The sequence below is a fragment of the Thioclava sp. F1Mire-8 genome (assembly GCF_002213165.1).
Taxonomy (GTDB): domain Bacteria; phylum Pseudomonadota; class Alphaproteobacteria; order Rhodobacterales; family Rhodobacteraceae; genus Thioclava; species Thioclava nitratireducens.
This window is the reverse complement of record NZ_NBNY01000008.1, coordinates 1-14137: the sequence shown is the minus strand read 5'-3', so window position 1 is coordinate 14137 and position 14137 is coordinate 1. Positions and strand designations below refer to the sequence as shown.

The following is a 14137-nucleotide window of genomic DNA, read 5'->3' as shown; positions in this document are numbered from 1 at the left end:
GAGAGGAGGAATTTAAATGATTAAAGTGACTTACGTCGCACAGGACGGCACGCGAACGAATATCGACGCTGATGAGGGCGATAGCGTGATGCATGCGGCGGTCTCGAACGATGTCGACGGGATCGTCGGCGAATGCGGCGGCTCGATGATGTGCGCGACCTGCCATTGCTATGTCGACGACGCATGGGCGGAGAAGGTCGGACCGCGCAGCGCGGGGGAGGACGACATGCTCGAAGGCGCGGCATCCGAAGTGACCGAGCGCTCGCGTCTGTCGTGCCAGATCAAGCTGACGCCCGAGCTCGACGGGCTCGTGGTCCATCTGCCCGAGGAACAGTTTTGACCTCCGGGACCGTCACCATAATCGGCGCGGGCCAAGGCGGCTTGCAAGCTGCGATCAGCCTGCGGCAGAACGGCTTCGAGGGCGCGATCACGCTGATCGGCGACGAGCCGGGCTTGCCCTATCAGCGCCCCCCGCTCTCGAAGGTCTATCTGCAGGACGGCAAGGCAGAGGCGCTCTACCTGCGCCCCGAAAGCTTCTTCGAGGCCAAGCGCATCGACTACCTCCCCGGAACGCGCGTGGAGGCCATCGACCGCGCGGCGCAGCGCCTCACTATCCTGCGCGACGGGTCCGAGAAATCCCTGCCCTATGACCACCTGATCCTCGCCACCGGCACCCGCAATCTGCGCCCGCCGATCGAGGGGATCGCCCATGCCTGCGATCTGCGCACGCTGACCGACGCGCAGCGCCTGCGCGAGAAGCTGGACCAACCGACCCGGATCGCGGTGATCGGCGGCGGCTTCATCGGGCTGGAATTCGCGGCCGTCGCACGCAAGCTCGGCCATGAGGTCGCGGTCATCGAGGCCGCTCCGCGCCTGATGGCCCGCGCGGTCTCGCAGCGGATGTCGGACCATTTCGCCGACCTGCATCGCGGCTGGGGCAATGCGCTTCATCTGGGCCAGCCTGCCGTGGCGGTGGAGCCCGCGGGCGTGACGCTGGCCGATGGCACGGGGGTCACCGCGGATTTCGTGCTGGTCGCGGCGGGCGTTCGCCCGAACGTGGAACTGGCCGAGGCGGCGGGGCTCGCCATCGACAATGGCGTGAAAACCGATGCCCGGCTGCAGACCTCGGATCCCGCGATTTCGGCACTCGGCGACTGCGCGAGCTTCCCCGATCCGCGGGGCCGCGGGCATATCCGGCTCGAGAGCGTGCAGGCTGCCACGGATCACGCGCGGCTGATCGCGAAACGCCTCGCGAAGGGCGACACCGGTCCCTACGGCGCGCTGCCGTGGTTCTGGTCGGATCAGGGCGCGTGCAAGCTGCAGATCGCGGGCTACGCGACGCCCGACGCGGCGGAGGAGGAGATCGCCGCGGGGATCGTGGGCCGTTTCGACGAACGCGGGCTTGCCGCGATCGAGACCATCGACAACGCGCGGGCCCATATGCGGGCGCGCAAGCTCATCGCGTCGCCCGAGCCGGTGACGCGCGCGGATCTGGAGGAGATCGCCGCCTAGCGCGGCACATGAACGACAGGCCCCGGGAGGAGGGGCTCAAACGGTCCAACGGGAGGAGAGACCATGAAACACACGACCCTTAGCGTCGCCACCGCAATCGCGGTCGGGGCAACCATCAGCATCGCGACCGCCGCCGGCGCGCAGGAACTGAAATACGCGAACTGGGCGCCGCCGACCCATACGATCAACGCAGCCCAGATCGAGCCCCTGGCCAAGGCGCTCTCGGAAGGCACCGACGGGGCGGTAACGCTGCGCGGCTATCACGGCGGCGAACTGGGCGCGGGCCCGGCCGATCAATACGTGCGCGTGCTGCAGGGCACCGCCGATATGGGCTGGGGGCTGCAGGGCTATACCTCGTCGCAATTCCCCAAGAGCCTGATCGCGGAACTGCCGGGTGCGCTGCCGCTCGACGCGCCGGGCTACAAGGCGCTCTGGCAGGCCTTCGACACGATCAAGGGCGAATATCCGCAGACCGAGGTGATCGCGCTCTGGGGGTCGGAGCCCAACATCCTGATGATGCACGACAAGGACGTGCGCACGCCCGCCGATCTCAAGGGCCTGAAGATCCGCGTCGCGGGGTCGATCTCGGCTGCCGCGATGGAAGCGCTCGGCGCGACGCCAGTGCAGATTCCGATGACGCAGGTCTATAACGGGCTGCAGACCGGGCTGATCGACGGCGTGGTCAGCGGCGCCTCGGTGCTGTCAGATTTCAAGCTCAACGAGGTCGTGGGCAGCGTGACCACGGGCCCGAACCTCGGACGCCTCGCCTTCTACACGGTGATGAACAAGGCGGCCTATGACGGTCTCTCGCCCGAAGCGAAATCCGCGCTCGACGCGATGAAGGGCGAGAAGATCTCGAAGATGACCGAAGAGGCGTGGATCGCCACAGCGAACAAGGCGCTGGAAGCCGCGCGCGCCTCCGACGCCACCACGGTGATCGACCTCGACGCCGACGGCTCGAAAGCCTTCAATGACGCGCTCGCCGACGTGACCGACACCTACGTGAGCAAGGTCGGCGGCGAGGATACGCTCGCGGCGATGCGGAGCGAGTGATGCTCGCGCGCGCGAAGAAACTGGCGGACAGGCTGATCGGCCTATCCGCGATCATCGGCACGACGGGGTTGATCTTCGTCGTGGCCGTGATCGTCATCGACGTTATCGGGCGCAATTTCGGCATGCCGCTCTACGGCTCGCAGGACCTGATAACGATGACGATGGTGCTGATCGTCTTCGGCGGCATGGCGCTGTGCGACCGACGCGACGGCCATATCGTCGTCGACATCTTCGAGAGCGCCTTCCCCCGTGCCCTGAACCGCGCGATCGATATCTTCTCGGCGCTCCTCGGCGTCGCGATCTTCGTGCTGATCGCGGTGACGGTCTACAAGAGCGCGCAGCTGAGCCAGATGCTCAACCTCTCGACCAATCTTCTGAACCTGCCCAATGCGTGGTTTCAATATGCGCTGGTCGCGCTGTCGCTAGTGGGCGCGCTGACGATGTGCCTGCGCGCGCTGCGGCTCATGTCGCGCCACGGCTATGAACATCATTCCGAAAGGGACGTGCTATGACCCCCGCGCTCACCGGATCGCTCGGGCTCGCGCTGTTGCTCGGCATGCTGCTGATGCGTGTGCCGGTGGCCTTCGCGATGTTCGCGGTGGGCTTCGTCGGCATCTGGATCCTGAACGGGCTGCAGGCCGCGACCGGACTTCTGGCGTCGGAAACCTTCTCGCTGGCCTCCAATTCCGAGCTGATCGTGGTGCCACTCTTCATTCTGATGGGAAATGTCGCGAGCGTGACGGGTATGAGCCGCAAGCTCTATGACGCGGCCTACGCCACCGTCGGCCAGGTGCGCGGCGGTCTGGCGCTGGCGACGGTCGTGGGCTGCGGTGGGTTCGCGGCGCTGTCGGGCTCCTCGGTCGCCTCGGCGCTGACGATGGGCCGCACCGCGCTGGCAGAGATGGACCGCTACGCCTACAGCCCGCGCCTCTCGACCGGCGTCGTGGCCGCGGGCGGCACGCTGGGCATCCTGATCCCCCCCTCGACCGGCTTCGTGATCTACGCGATCCTCACGCAGCAAAGCATCGGACGGCTCTTCATGGCGGGCATCCTGCCCGGGCTTCTGTTGCTGAGCGCCTTCATCCTGACCATCGCGATCCTCTGCCTGCTGCGTGCCGAGATGGGACCGAAAGGCCCCGCGACCAGCGCCGCCGAGAAGGGCCGCGCCTTCCTCGGCGCGATCCCGATCCTGCTGGTGATCGTGCTGACCATCGGCGGCATCTATTCGGGCCTGTTCTCCCCCACCGAAGCGGCGGGCGTCGGCGCCGCCTTCGTGATCGCGATCGGGGCCTTCAGCGGCACGCTGAGCCTGCGCAGCTTCTGGCGCGCGGCGCAGGACAGCATCGTGACCACGGCCTCGGTGATGCTGATCCTGATCGCGGCGCATCTGATCAACCCCTTCGTCGCCCTGAGCCATCTGCCCGCCGAGGTGAGCGACCTTCTGGTCTCCCTCGATCTGGGCCGGGTCGGGACGCTGGTCCTGATCCTCGCGATCTACATGGTTCTGGGCTGCTTCCTCGAAGGGCTCGCGATGCTGGTGCTGACCTTGCCGATCTTCCTGCCGGTTATCCTCGATCTCGGGATCGACCCGATCTGGTTCGGCGTGCTGGTGGTGCTGACGCTCGAGATGGGGCTGATCTCGCCCCCGGTGGGGATCAACGTCTTCATCGTGAAATCGGTCGCGCAAAACGTGCCTCTGATTGAGATCTTCCGCGGCGTGCTGCCCTTCTGGTTCGCGATGCTGGTGACCCTTGCAATCCTGGTCGCTGTGCCGGGAATATCGCTGTGGCTGCCCGGGATGATGTGAGGCACAAAGGTTTCAGAGGGCGCCGGCCCGGCAATCGCCGTGCCGCGTGACGCAAGATCGAAGTCTCAAAGGGAGGATATTATGAAAGAGATCGGAATGCTGCTGGACGGAGTCTCCGCCCCAGCCGCCTCGGGCGCGACTTTCGACCGGATCGATCCCGTGACCGGAGAGGTCGCCACCCGCGCCGCCGCGGCGGGCCGCGACGATGTCGAGGCGGTGGTCGCGTCTGCCGCGCGCGCTTTTCCCGGCTGGTCCGCGACCGGGCCGAACGGGCGGCGCAAGATCCTGTCGAAAGCCGCCGACGTGATGGAAGCCCGCGCCGATGACTTCATCCAGGCGGTGATCGCCGAGACCGGCGCGACCGGTCCTTGGGCCGGGTTCAACGTCCATCTCGCGGCAGGCATGATCCGCGAAGCGGCGGCGATGACGACACAGATCGGCGGCGAGATCATCCCCTCCGACAAGCCCGGCACGATGGCGATGGGCGTTGCGCGCGCCAAGGGCGTCTGCCTTGGCATCGCGCCGTGGAACGCGCCTGTCATCCTCGGCACCCGCGCGGTCGCAATGGCGCTCGCCTGCGGCAATACGGTGGTGCTGAAGGCCTCGGAAATGTGCCCCGCGACGCATCGCCTGATCGGCGAGTGTTTCGCCGAGGCCGGGCTCCCCGAAGGGGCGCTCAACGTGGTGACCAATGCCCCCGAGGACGCCGCCGATGTCGTCGAGGCGCTGATCGCGCATCCCGCGGTCAAGCATGTGAACTTCACCGGCTCCTCCGCCGTCGGCCGGATCATCGGGCGGCTCGCGGGCGAGCATCTGAAACCCTCGCTGCTGGAGCTGGGCGGCAAGGCGCCGCTGATCGTGCTCGACGATGCCGATCTCGACGGTGCGGTGAACGCGGCGATCTTCGGCGCCTTCATGAACCAGGGCCAGATCTGCATGTCGACCGAGCGGATCATCGTCGACGCGAAAGTGGCCGATGCCTTCGTCGAGAAACTCGCCGCCCGCGCCAACGCTCTACCCGCAGGGGATCCGCGCGGCGAAGTGGCGCTTGGCGCGCTTGTCTCTGAAGCCGCCGCAGAGAAGATGGACGCGCTGATCGCCGACGCCACCGAGAAAGGCGCAAAGCTGGTCGCCGGGGGCTCCCGCGAGGGGACCATCGTCGCGGCGACGCTACTCGACGGCGTCGCGGAAGGCATGCGCATCTATGCCGAGGAAAGCTTCGGCCCGGTCAAATCGATCATCCGCGTGAAGGGCGAGGACGAGGCGCTGAAAGTCGCCAACGACACCGAATACGGCCTCTCGAGCGCGATCTTCAGCGCCGACGTCTCCCGCGCGATGGCGCTGGCGAACCGGCTCGAAACCGGGATCTGCCACATCAACGGCCCGACGGTCGGCGATGAGCCGCAGATGCCCTTCGGCGGGGTCAAGGCCTCGGGCTACGGGCGCTTCGGCGGACGTGCGGCGATCGCCGAATTCACCGACCTGCGCTGGATCACCGTGGAAGATCCGAAACAGCATTACCCAATCTGATCTGGATTCTGCGATACACGATGAGAGGGAGCCGCCCCCCGGGGCGGCTCCCTTGGCGTTCGACCCATCGGGCGGCTCATCCGAAGCGCCCCCAAAACCCAATCGCGCGAACGTGAACGTGCCGCCAATTATCCGATTGAAACTATCAGAAAAGCCCTTTAGGGAACCTGACGCACAGTAAAACTGTCGGCACTGTGGTTGCCGCCCCACCTGACGCAGCCGTTTTTTTCAACTCGATTAAGACCCCTAGGCCTCGAGTATCAGACCTTCCGCAAAGATGATGCTGGCCACACCGGAGAGAGCAAGCTCTTGACCTCAAGTTCCGTCGTGATCCTTGAAGACGATGCCGATGTCCGAACCGTCATCGAACGGGCCATCGCCTCTGAAGGATACCCCTCGAAATCCTTCGGCACGCTTGGCGCATTGTTCGCCGGAGACGCCCTGACGAGAGCCGATTGCTTTCTCGTCGACATAACCCTCCCCGACGGCTCCGGATTCGACGTCCTACGGGCGATCCGCAGCAAAAATCCCGGGGCGGGCATCATCGTTCTGAGCGGGCGCACCGACGAAATCGATACGGTTCTCGGCCTCGAGCTTGGCGCGGACGACTACGTCTGCAAGCCCTTCCGGGCGCGGGAATTGCGCGCCCGGGTCAAGGCCGTGCTGCGACGGACGGCGGACCGTAAGTTCGCGCAGAAAGCGGCGCAGGACAGCCCGGCGGATGTCTTCGAAATCTCGGGCTTGCGGTTCAACCGCCGCGCGCGATGGGTGCGCCCCCTTCAGGATGTTAAGATCCCGCTTACGACGCTGGAATACGATGTTCTCCTCGCACTCGCGACGCAGCCGGACACCGTGCTGTCTCGCGATCAGATCATGGACCGGGTCAGGGGGCCCGACTGGGCAGCCTTCGATCGCACCGTCGACGGGGTGATAAGCCGCATTCGCTCCAAACTGGAGAAAGCCGACGTCTCGCATGGCGCGATCAAGACCATCCGCAACGTCGGCTACGTCTTCACCAGCGAGACCTGACCTGCGGCCCGGAAGCCGGTCGGGCGGCGTGGCCGGAACCCCTTAGCCAGGGAGACGTTTCAGAAGATGAAGTTAAAAAGGCAATCGACCGGCTTGGGAACGTCCCGCGCATCGTATTTTTGATTTCGGGCGTTGCTCTCCAGCAGGCGCCATGTTGCCGCGGAGACTTCGATGTTCGGCTCACCTGTGACACCTCGGCGCGCCAAACCTGCGCGCCCGTCGATCTGAAATCGGGCACTCAACGCGCAATGCCGAAAGGAAGACATGGCCCGCTCGAATCTCGCCCTGCTCGAAACCCATCCCTGGCACGAGACGTCGCTGGGTCCGGTCGAGGATTGGCCGCCGGAGATGCGCGGGGTGATCGCGGCGATCATGGCGTCCGATTTTCCCGTCTGCACGGGCTGGGGCGACGACACGATCCAGATCTACAACGATGCCTACAACGCGATTTTCGGCGACAAGCATCCCGCCTCTTTCGGGGCGCCGCTGCGAGACACCTGGCCCGAAATCTGGCCATTCGTCCGCGACAATCTGGGCCACGTTCAAAGAAGCGGCGAGCCGCTTCTGTTTCAGGACACGATGTTGCCGCTGGCGAAGACGGGCCGCCCGGAGGAATGCTACTTCGATTTCTCCTACAGTGCGATCAAGGATCTGGGCGGGCGGGTGCTCGGCGTCATGTCGATCGCTGTCGAGACCACGGACACGGTCGTCGCTCGGCGGCGGCAAGCAATGTCGGAGATCACCGCCACCTCCCATGCCGGCGGCGGTGTCCCCGCCTTTTCCGGCGCGCTGCATGCGGTGCTGTCCGACAACGACATGGACTGCCGGGCCGGAATCCTGTTTCGCCTGTCGCCCGAGAACGGCATGCCGCTCGAGGCGGAATGGACCATTCGCGCGGATCCGCAGTTCACGGGCGCCCTGCGCCCCGTCGTCGCCGCCGCGCTGTCGGGGAAAAGCGAGCGGATTTTCAACCTGCCGCGCGACGCGCAGAGGCCGGAACTCTCGGATCGGGGGATCGTGATCCCGATCGCGGATGGGCGCGCGCAGCTCATCGCGGCGCTTGTGCTGGTGCCGCACGCCTTGGTGCCGATCGACCGGAGCCTCGCCCCCTTCGCGACCCAGCTGTCGCAACGCGTTCACGCCTCACTCCATTCGGCCGAGCTTCTGGAACAGGACCTGCTCCGGGCGCGCGAGCAGATGACCGAGCAGTCGGCGATGTATCAATTCCTTTTCGAAAACATCCGCGACGGGGCGATCTACACGGCGACGAGCGGGAGGCCGGAGGATGACGAGTTCGTCCTCGCCCTCAACACCCGGGCTTGCGAAATGCTCGGCTACGACGCGGAAGAGGCGATCGGCATGCATCGCGACGCTTTCTTTTTTCCGGAGGATCGGGATTTGGCTCTGGCCCTTCAGGAGCGGAACCGGAACGACGTCTTCGTCGGCGACCTGACTTTCCGGGCGAAGGACGGCAGCCCGGTTCCGGTGGAGGTCACGTCGAATATCGTCGAACTGGCGAAGGGCGAGCGGCGGTCCGTCACCATCATTCGCGATCTCGCCAATCGAACGTCACGGGACCGGGAGCGCGACGAGCGCATGCGCACGGAGGCTCTCGCCAGCTTGACCCGCGCGGTGGCGCATGACTTCAATAACCTGCTGACCGTCGTGCTTGGCAGCCTCGATGCGCTCGAGGAAGGTCTGCCCGAGCAGGACAGCAACCTCAATCTCGTCCAGAGCGCGGTGCGCGCCGCGGAGGAGGCGGGGCGCCTGACGAGCCAGCTCCTCGCCTATTCGCGCCGGACACCGACGAAGCTGAGAATGCTCCAGATCGGGGCCTTCGTGCAGGAGATCAGACCGCTCCTGATCGCGGCTTTGGGCGACGCCAACCGGCTGGACATCGATATCGGCGACGACGTGGCGAATTGCTGGGCCGACACCTCGGCCTTGACGTCGGCGCTGATCAACCTCGTCACCAATGCGCGCCACGCGATGACGGGAGATGGCACGCTGTCGATCACAGCGAACGTCGTTTCCGGGACGGGTTTCTATCCCTCGCATGACGGTTTCGAACTTCCGCAGGAGGAATACGTGGCCGTGAACGTGCGCGATAACGGCCCCGGCGTTCCGGCCAGCCACCGGGAAAAGATATTCGAGCCGTTCTTCACCACGAAAGGTATCGGCGAAGGAACCGGTCTCGGCCTGCCGACCGTGCTCGATACGGTGCGCCAGATCGGCGGCGATCTCAGGCTCGGGCCCGGCGACGACGACGGGGCGGAGTTCCAGATCCTGCTGCCGCTTGCCACCGAGGCCGATGGCAAGGAGGCCGAGGCGGCCGCCCCGGCGGGGAATGATGAGGTCGTGCTCTACGTTGAGGATAACCTCCTCGTTCGCGAGAAAACGGTGCTGATGCTGCAAAATCTCGGGTTCTCGCCGCTTGTGGCTCGTCACGGGCGGGAGGCGCTGGACTATGCCCGGAGCGATCGGAAGATCGACATCGTGCTCACCGATCTTGTCATGCCGGGCCTGTCGGGGCGGGCGCTGGTCAGGGAGCTGGCGCGGCTGCGCCCCGCGCTGCCGGTGGTCATAGTGACCGGCTACGACCCCGAAGACCCGGCCAGCGGGACGGACATGGCCTCGGTCCTGATGAAACCCTATTCGCGGGAAGAACTTGCCGACGCATTGGTGCGCAACTTGCCGTCGCCCGGGAAAGAGTGAAAGACGCGGGCACCGGGTTTCAATGGAGCAGGTAGCTCTGTTCAGGCTCCGGCCTCGCGACCTGTTTTGCCGCCAGATGAATTTCGTCGAGGCGCTTATAGGCGAAGTCCAAGCCGTCCATGTCGGGAACGATCCGGGCCGTCGCTGCCGGACCGATCAATTTCATCCGCCACGTGGGAAAGACGCGCGCCCGGAGCAACCGAATTCTAAGCGGCGTGACGTCGGTGTGGCGCGCGTCGGAGACGATTTTCGTATAAACGCTTCGGGTTTCCGCCGAAGGGCCTTCGATGGTTTGCAGGAAGTAGGCCCCGTCGAACAGAAGCAGACCGGTGATGCCAAGTCTCTGGTTTCGATCGAGGCTTTCGGAAAGGATCGCGCTTATCCCCTCGATGGGCTTCCGAAGGCAGGAAAAGCTTCGATAGGTGATGGTTAGCAGTTCCGTCATGACCAATCTCTTGCTCTTGTCTGGAGAGTTTTGGTCCCGCCTTTCTTCAGTCTGGAGACTGAGCTTGCACGGGAGACATGCATGTCTGTCAGTGCATAGCTTGGCCGCCGCGACAAGCCGTTTTTGCTTTGCGCGCTCGCCTGCGTCGATCTTGCCACCATCGCGACGCCGATTGGACGGCGAGCAAGATGAGAACCGCTGCCAGACCCGCGACGACGTCGACGACCAGCGAGAGCCAGATCGAACCGCCCTGCAGAAGCGTGAGCACGAGGCAGACATGACCCACGAAGCTGCCGATGAAAATATACCCCACCGACATCAGAGCTCGCACCACCGCGTTTTCTGTCGCGGATTTTCCAGCCGCGGCGCCACCCGGAGATAGGGCAGGACATATCCCCACCTGCTGCCGACGAGACGCTGGACCTCGGCTTCCTCCATTGTGTCGGGTATGATCACCGGGTCGCCCTCGAACCAGTCGGAGGGCGTCGCGAGCCCGGTGGAGCTATGGAGTTTCACGGCTTCGATCACGCGGAGCGTCTCCTCGACGCTTCTGCCGACATAGATCGGATATTCGAAAATCATCCGGATCTTCATTTGCGGGTCCAAAAGGAAGGATTTGCGGACCGGCCAGGATTGGTGCTCCTTTTCATGGACCATCCCGAAGAGCGACGCGAAATCTCCACCGATGTCGGCAGCGGTCGGGAACCAGACCCGCGCGTCATACAGCTTTTCGATGTCGGCGTGCCAAGACAGTTGCTCGTCCACGCTCGATCCCGTCAGCCCGAGCACCTTCGCGCCGAGCCGTCTGAACGCTTTCTCGTTCTGCGCCAGCGCGCCGATTTCCGTAGTGCACACAGCCGTATTCGCAGCGGGATGACCGAAGAGCAGCACCCAGTTGCCTTCCGCCCAGGGCCAGAAATCGATGTCTCCCTGCGTGCTCGGAAGCGTGAAATTCGGGAAGATGTCGCCAATTTTGGGCAGCCATTTGACCGTTCTCCGGTAGGCGACAGGTAGCCTGATCGGTCGTCCGGTGCTGTCCTTGGGGGCGAAGAATTGCTGACTCATCGAACCTCCTCCTCGTTCAACGTCGCAGCCGGTCTTCACCACGACGTCACCCGGTATCTCCGGTGGTTGAGGCCGGGGTTTGCGTCGCGTTTTCGGAAACTTGTGATTTTTTGCAGATTGTGGCGAAAAATTGGAAAACGTTCGCTTTTTCGACCGGCTGGGCGGTCGCGGCAGACGCTCAGGTGATCTTCGATCCCGTGAACGCAAGAGGCGGCCCACCGCGGACCGCTCGTGAAGGCTCCGGCTTCCGATCTGGGCGGAGGCAAGCATTGACGACGCCCGAGCAGCGGCCTTTCGACACGGGGCCCGCACCGCCCGCGAAGGCTTGACGCTCGACAATGACCGGCGCGCGGCGGCACGCGACCCTCGCGGGGCTTGTTTGCAACGAAAGGACATCTCCGATGACGTGCCGTAGATTTCTGCCCGCCACGCTGGTCGTTCTGACGCTTTTGCCGGGCTGCGAAACCTTGACGCCGCAGCAGCGCACGGCGGTCGGGCTGACCGCGGGGGCCGCGGCCGGGTTGATCACCGCCGACGCGCTGGAGGCGAACCGGGACTGGCGGATCATCGCGGCGCTTGCGGGAGCCGCGGCCGGTGTTCTGGTGGCGCAGAACAGCGTCACCGATCGCTGCGCCTATTCGAACGGCGACGACACCTATTACGTCGCCGATTGCCCGCGCTGAGACAGGCCAAGGGGCACGGCGTTCAGGCCGCCCTGTCGCACTCACTTGTGGTGATTGGCGACGGCGCGGGTCATCTCGCCCACGATCTGCAACGACGTCCCGTGCGCCACGTCTCCGAGGCTCAACATCCCGACCAGCCGCTTCTTGTCGTCCAGCACCGGCAGCCTGCGGATCTTGCGCTGATCCATCAGGTGCACCGCGTCCTCGATCGTCTCGTCGGTGCGGCAATAGACGACCCCGGGCGTCATCACCTCTTCGGCACGGGTCTTCGCCGGGTCGAGCCCCTTCGCGACCACGCGCAGCGCGAGATCCCGATCGGTGATCATGCCGATGAGCTTGTCGTCCTTGCCGATCGGCACGGCGCCAATATCGTCCTTCTCCATCTGCAGGGCGATTTCCTTGACCGGGGTGTCGGCATCGGCCCATGCGGCGGGCTCGTGCATCGCGTCACTGATTTTCATGGCATCCTCCTGAACCGAGTCAGACCCGCAGCTTGCCCCACCCGGGGCGGCGCGCATTGACCGCGATCAGCACTCCACAGCCCCGCGCCTTGTCGAGCGTCAATGCCGGGGCGCCGCGAATCCGCGAGAGTGAAGACATCGATGGGAGGAGTGGAAACGGAACGCCATCCGGGAGAGGCATCGAGAGATGCAAACCGCAGATGGTCGATCCGTGGACACAAGGAGATCTGTCGATCGAAGGGCCATCTCGGCTATGCGAACTCAGGCGCCCACGTGCGGAGCTCGCAGTTTGCGGGATGGTCCTTCGTCATTGTCGGCGCGCGAAGCCGGGCGTCGCTCACGGGAGACGTCTGGTAGCAGCCGCGCTTGCGTCGCGATAACCCCGACCCGGATCAGAGGATGCTCTGCCCCGTCGCAGCCCAGTCCGCGGTGAAGGTTTCGAGCCCCTTGTCGGTCAGCGGATGCTTGACGAGCGCCCCGATCAAGCCGGGCGGCATCGTACCGGCATCCGCCCCGGCCAGCAAGGCGCCGGTGACGTGGTTTGCGGATCGCAGGGACGCCGCCAGTATCTGCGTATCGAGCGTGGGGTAGGCATCGAAGACCTGCCGGATATCGCGCAGCAGCTGGGTGCCGTCGAGGTTGATGTCGTCGAGGCGCCCGACGAAGGGCGAGACATAGGTCGCGCCTGCCTTCGCCGCGAGGAGCGCCTGGTTCACCGAGAAGCACAGCGTCACGTTGGTCTCACGGCCCTCTTCCCGCAGCGTGCGGCAAGCCCGGAGCCCCGCCATCGTGAGCGGCACCTTGATGCAGACATTGGGCGCAATCTTCCCGAGCACTTCCGCCTCGCGCATCATCGTCTCGTAATCGGTGCCCGCGACTTCGGCGGAAACCGGGCCGTCGACCATCGCGGCGATCTCGGCGATCGCGTCGCGGATATGCGCACCGCTCTTGGCGATCAGGCTCGGATTGGTGGTCACCCCGTCGATCAGATGCGCCTCCGCAAGCGCGCGGATCGCCTCGATATCGGCGGTGTCAGCGAAAATCTTCATGTCGTTTCCTTTCGTCGTCAACTCGGCTGGACGGTTCAGTGACCGGTGAGGATGAGGTCGGCCTCGACGCTCTGCTCAAGCACGCGGCGCGCGTTTTCGAGGTCGTTCCGGCTCGCCCGGGCAAGCGCGTCCTCGGGGGATAGCCCGTGCTCGATCCAGCGCGCGACGAGCCGGGCCTTGAGCACCTCCATGGGCGGCGCGAGCATCACCGTCGCGTCGAACAACGGCGCGAGCCCGGCCCAGTCGCCGCCGCCGAACAGCAGGTAATTCCCCTCGACGATCACGATCCGCCGGTCCGGGCTCAACACGCCGGCCTCCGGAAGCGTCCGGTCCTGCGCGCGGCTGAACAGCGGGTAGCGGATCTCCCTCCCGTCATCGCGCAACCGGCGCACCAATGCCTTGAACCCGGCGACATCGAAGGTCTCGGGCGCGCCTTTCACCGCGCGCAAGTTCCGTCTGTCGAGTTCTTCATTGTCGAGATGGAACCCGTCCATCGGCACCAGCGCCGCCGCATCCGCCGCCCGCCCGCGGGCGTTCAGCGCCGCGGTCACGGCTTCGGCCATCGTCGATTTCCCCGAACCGGGCGGCCCCGCGATGCCAATCAGAACTCGCCCGTGGTCGCGGGGCTGCCTGTCCACCAGATCGAGAATGGCCTCCAGCTGTGCCTCGGTCGTGCTCATCGCTCAGGCCGCCTCTGTCGCGCCGTCGGGTGTTTTGGCGCCTGTCATGAAGGCGACGGCGTCCGACATCGAGTGTTGCTTCGGGTCGATGACGCAGAGCCGTTTGCC

Annotated in this window: 14 protein-coding genes and 1 pseudogene; 9 read left to right on the top strand and 6 right to left on the bottom strand. The window is 65.2% G+C overall.

What is annotated here, in order from left to right; genetic code table 11:
• Positions 1 to 16: 16 nt before the first annotated feature.
• From B6V75_RS18075 to B6V75_RS18040, 8 genes are all read left to right on the top strand, one after another.
• Complete coding sequence (locus B6V75_RS18075; protein ID WP_075777400.1) at positions 17 to 340, top strand: 2Fe-2S iron-sulfur cluster-binding protein; 324 nt, start codon at positions 17 to 19, stop codon at positions 338 to 340.
• Complete coding sequence (locus B6V75_RS18070) at positions 337 to 1512, top strand: FAD-dependent oxidoreductase (protein WP_088720626.1); 1176 nt, start codon at positions 337 to 339, stop codon at positions 1510 to 1512. The genes B6V75_RS18075 and B6V75_RS18070 overlap by 4 nt, the downstream gene beginning before the upstream one ends.
• A gap of 63 nt (positions 1513 to 1575) precedes the next feature.
• Complete coding sequence (locus tag B6V75_RS18065) at positions 1576 to 2565, top strand: TRAP transporter substrate-binding protein (protein ID WP_075777398.1); 990 nt, start codon at positions 1576 to 1578, stop codon at positions 2563 to 2565.
• Positions 2565 to 3077 (top strand): TRAP transporter small permease, encoded by a 513-nt coding sequence (locus B6V75_RS18060; RefSeq protein ID WP_088720625.1) that lies wholly within the window; start codon positions 2565 to 2567, stop codon positions 3075 to 3077. The genes B6V75_RS18065 and B6V75_RS18060 overlap by 1 nt, the downstream gene beginning before the upstream one ends.
• Positions 3074 to 4372: a TRAP transporter large permease gene (locus B6V75_RS18055; RefSeq protein ID WP_075777396.1), complete on the top strand. Its 1299-nt coding sequence runs from the start codon at positions 3074 to 3076 to the stop codon at positions 4370 to 4372. The genes B6V75_RS18060 and B6V75_RS18055 overlap by 4 nt, the downstream gene beginning before the upstream one ends.
• Before the next feature lie 81 nt (positions 4373 to 4453).
• Positions 4454 to 5902 (top strand): aldehyde dehydrogenase, encoded by a 1449-nt coding sequence (locus B6V75_RS18050; RefSeq protein WP_088720624.1) that lies wholly within the window; start codon positions 4454 to 4456, stop codon positions 5900 to 5902.
• A gap of 309 nt (positions 5903 to 6211) precedes the next feature.
• Complete coding sequence (locus tag B6V75_RS18045; RefSeq protein WP_146735152.1) at positions 6212 to 6931, top strand: response regulator transcription factor; 720 nt, start codon at positions 6212 to 6214, stop codon at positions 6929 to 6931.
• 264 nt (positions 6932 to 7195) lie between these two features.
• Positions 7196 to 9646: a PAS domain-containing sensor histidine kinase gene (locus B6V75_RS18040; RefSeq protein ID WP_088720622.1), complete on the top strand. Its 2451-nt coding sequence runs from the start codon at positions 7196 to 7198 to the stop codon at positions 9644 to 9646.
• 19 nt (positions 9647 to 9665) lie between these two features.
• On the opposite strand, the gene B6V75_RS18760 is transcribed toward B6V75_RS18040, so the two are convergent.
• Together B6V75_RS18760 and B6V75_RS18030 are read right to left on the bottom strand one after the other, a co-directional pair.
• Positions 9666 to 10091 carry a BLUF domain-containing protein gene (locus B6V75_RS18760; protein ID WP_168174513.1) on the bottom strand — a complete coding sequence of 142 codons (426 nt, stop codon included), beginning with the start codon at positions 10089 to 10091 and terminating at the stop codon, positions 9666 to 9668.
• A gap of 318 nt (positions 10092 to 10409) precedes the next feature.
• Positions 10410 to 11156, bottom strand: coding sequence for a redoxin domain-containing protein (locus B6V75_RS18030; protein WP_088728323.1), 747 nt, complete (start codon positions 11154 to 11156; stop codon positions 10410 to 10412).
• 401 nt (positions 11157 to 11557) lie between these two features.
• Here B6V75_RS18030 and B6V75_RS18025 point away from each other — a divergent pair, with 401 nt between their 5' ends.
• The gene (locus B6V75_RS18025; protein WP_088720619.1) at positions 11558 to 11839 is read left to right on the top strand and encodes a glucose-6-phosphate isomerase; all 282 of its coding nucleotides are present in this window, start codon (positions 11558 to 11560) and stop codon (positions 11837 to 11839) included.
• A gap of 41 nt (positions 11840 to 11880) precedes the next feature.
• On the opposite strand, the gene B6V75_RS18020 is transcribed toward B6V75_RS18025, so the two are convergent.
• From B6V75_RS18020 to B6V75_RS18895, 4 genes and pseudogenes are all read right to left on the bottom strand, one after another.
• Complete coding sequence (locus B6V75_RS18020) at positions 11881 to 12300, bottom strand: CBS domain-containing protein (RefSeq protein ID WP_088720618.1); 420 nt, start codon at positions 12298 to 12300, stop codon at positions 11881 to 11883.
• 392 nt (positions 12301 to 12692) lie between these two features.
• Positions 12693 to 13349 carry a fructose-6-phosphate aldolase gene (gene fsa / locus B6V75_RS18015; RefSeq protein ID WP_088720617.1) on the bottom strand — a complete coding sequence of 219 codons (657 nt, stop codon included), beginning with the start codon at positions 13347 to 13349 and terminating at the stop codon, positions 12693 to 12695.
• A gap of 35 nt (positions 13350 to 13384) precedes the next feature.
• Positions 13385 to 14029, bottom strand: a complete 645-nt coding sequence (locus B6V75_RS18010) for a uridine kinase (RefSeq protein WP_088720616.1) — start codon at positions 14027 to 14029, stop codon at positions 13385 to 13387.
• A gap of 3 nt (positions 14030 to 14032) precedes the next feature.
• Positions 14033 to 14137 (bottom strand): annotated as a pseudogene (locus B6V75_RS18895) (sugar ABC transporter ATP-binding protein); the annotation flags it as partial.

Coding starts and splice junctions, on each gene's coding strand:
- B6V75_RS18030 (WP_088728323.1), bottom strand. CDS start 11,156: ATGAGTCAGCAATTCTTCGCCCCCAAGGACAGCACCGGACGACCGATC.
- B6V75_RS18050 (WP_088720624.1), top strand. CDS start 4,454: ATGAAAGAGATCGGAATGCTGCTGGACGGAGTCTCCGCCCCAGCCGCC.
- B6V75_RS18025 (WP_088720619.1), top strand. CDS start 11,558: ATGACGTGCCGTAGATTTCTGCCCGCCACGCTGGTCGTTCTGACGCTT.
- B6V75_RS18760 (WP_168174513.1), bottom strand. CDS start 10,091: ATGACGGAACTGCTAACCATCACCTATCGAAGCTTTTCCTGCCTTCGG.
- B6V75_RS18065 (WP_075777398.1), top strand. CDS start 1,576: ATGAAACACACGACCCTTAGCGTCGCCACCGCAATCGCGGTCGGGGCA.
- B6V75_RS18060 (WP_088720625.1), top strand. CDS start 2,565: ATGCTCGCGCGCGCGAAGAAACTGGCGGACAGGCTGATCGGCCTATCC.
- B6V75_RS18075 (WP_075777400.1), top strand. CDS start 17: ATGATTAAAGTGACTTACGTCGCACAGGACGGCACGCGAACGAATATC.
- fsa (WP_088720617.1), bottom strand. CDS start 13,349: ATGAAGATTTTCGCTGACACCGCCGATATCGAGGCGATCCGCGCGCTT.
- B6V75_RS18010 (WP_088720616.1), bottom strand. CDS start 14,029: ATGAGCACGACCGAGGCACAGCTGGAGGCCATTCTCGATCTGGTGGAC.
- B6V75_RS18040 (WP_088720622.1), top strand. CDS start 7,196: ATGGCCCGCTCGAATCTCGCCCTGCTCGAAACCCATCCCTGGCACGAG.
- B6V75_RS18055 (WP_075777396.1), top strand. CDS start 3,074: ATGACCCCCGCGCTCACCGGATCGCTCGGGCTCGCGCTGTTGCTCGGC.
- B6V75_RS18020 (WP_088720618.1), bottom strand. CDS start 12,300: ATGAAAATCAGTGACGCGATGCACGAGCCCGCCGCATGGGCCGATGCC.